2 protein-coding genes are annotated in these 1,362 nt (G+C 43.1%); both read left to right on the forward strand.

Features of this window, described 5'->3' with window-relative positions; translation table 11 throughout:
* On the forward strand, positions 1-658 hold a 658-nt coding region (locus MHN32_RS23615; RefSeq protein ID WP_239422989.1), incomplete at its 5' end, for an RHS repeat-associated core domain-containing protein.
* 22 nt (positions 659-680) lie between these two features.
* Positions 681-1,175, forward strand: a complete 495-nt coding sequence (locus MHN32_RS23620; protein ID WP_239422990.1) for a hypothetical protein — start codon at positions 681-683, stop codon at positions 1,173-1,175.
* The last annotated feature ends 187 nt before the right edge of the window (positions 1,176-1,362 follow it).

The following is a 1,362-nucleotide window of genomic DNA, read 5'->3' on the forward strand; positions in this document are numbered from 1 at the left end:
TACCGGCAAAAGATTTGATACAAAAACTGGATTGAGCTATATGCAGGCACGATACTATGATCCAGTCATAGGTCGTTTCTACTCGAATGATCCTGTTGGGGCAATGGGGCATATTGGGCGTGGCAACCCTGTTCATGGATTTGGCAGATATACCTATGGGAATAATAACCCATATAAATACACTGATCCTGATGGCAGGATTCCGGTTGCCTTAGCATGGTTTGCTACTCCCCCCGGACAAGCAGCATTGATTACCGCAGGTAAATGGGTCGCTGGTATAACAGGCGCAGCTATTGGTGTTGGCATTGCCAACGATGTAGTCAAACCTATGATGAATGAATCTGCGGTTCCTGATGTTCCAAATGGTTTAGTTGGTGACCAAAGTGACGACCGGGCAGGCCCCAATAAAAGTGGCAAAAGGCATACTTCTGGTCCCCTTACTTCTGAAAATGGGGGGACTGGAGATTATGAGACAGATTTGGAAACCCTAACAGGAGGGACTCGCCCAGCCGGAGAAGGAGATTCAGCTCCTCCGGGAAGCCAAGTCGGAGAAAATGGAATATTTGGTAGACCTGAAAACAGCACTGGTGGAGCAAGTATTGACATTCCGGCCAAAGAAGACAAGCCTCATGAAACATTGCACTATGATAAGAAATAGTAGATAAATTTTGGACGTAATTATGAAAAGTATCCCGATAAAAACGGGCAACACAGAACTAAATAAGATTATTGAGTTAATCCTTGGATCACGGTTGATTGGGTTCGAGATACCGAAAAATCAGAGCTTGTCTTGTACTTGGTCTTTGAGATTGTTCTTTGAGAATTGCTGTGATGTTTTATGCTGCTCATCGGATGTTGCAAGTTGTGGTGACCGTAGTTGGCAAGAGTATGGATACTTGAAACTAGATATAACAGACGAAAATTTGCTAGGTAGCCGAGATAAGTATAACTTCAGAGAAATAACACCAGTTGCATTCACAAAGATCTCTAAGTTAGTAAATAATGAAGATGATGTTGTTGCTGAGTGTGGGCTTATAATGACCACTGAAAAAGAGCAGCAAGTAGTAATATCTACGGCACCTGCACCGGGAGCTGTAACAATTAAAGCTGAATTTTACGATGGTGAGTACGATCCCGAAATTCCTTTCGAGGACTTAAACGAGCTACCAATGTGACTCAACTTTTTGATGATTTTTGAATCCAAAGCCTCGCACTCGCGGGGCTTTGTTTTTTCTGGCTGTGGTGGCTTCTGCTTTCAAGATGCAGCAGCTCAATGAAAAAATCCGTTTGGTGCCAAATTCAATTGGGTGATCTGATCAGGTGAGATGCCGTGAGGGTAATTCTATCTTATTGTTAATACTA

The organism is Pseudoalteromonas sp. Of11M-6, from assembly GCF_022347905.1.
GTDB lineage: Bacteria > Pseudomonadota > Gammaproteobacteria > Enterobacterales > Alteromonadaceae > Pseudoalteromonas.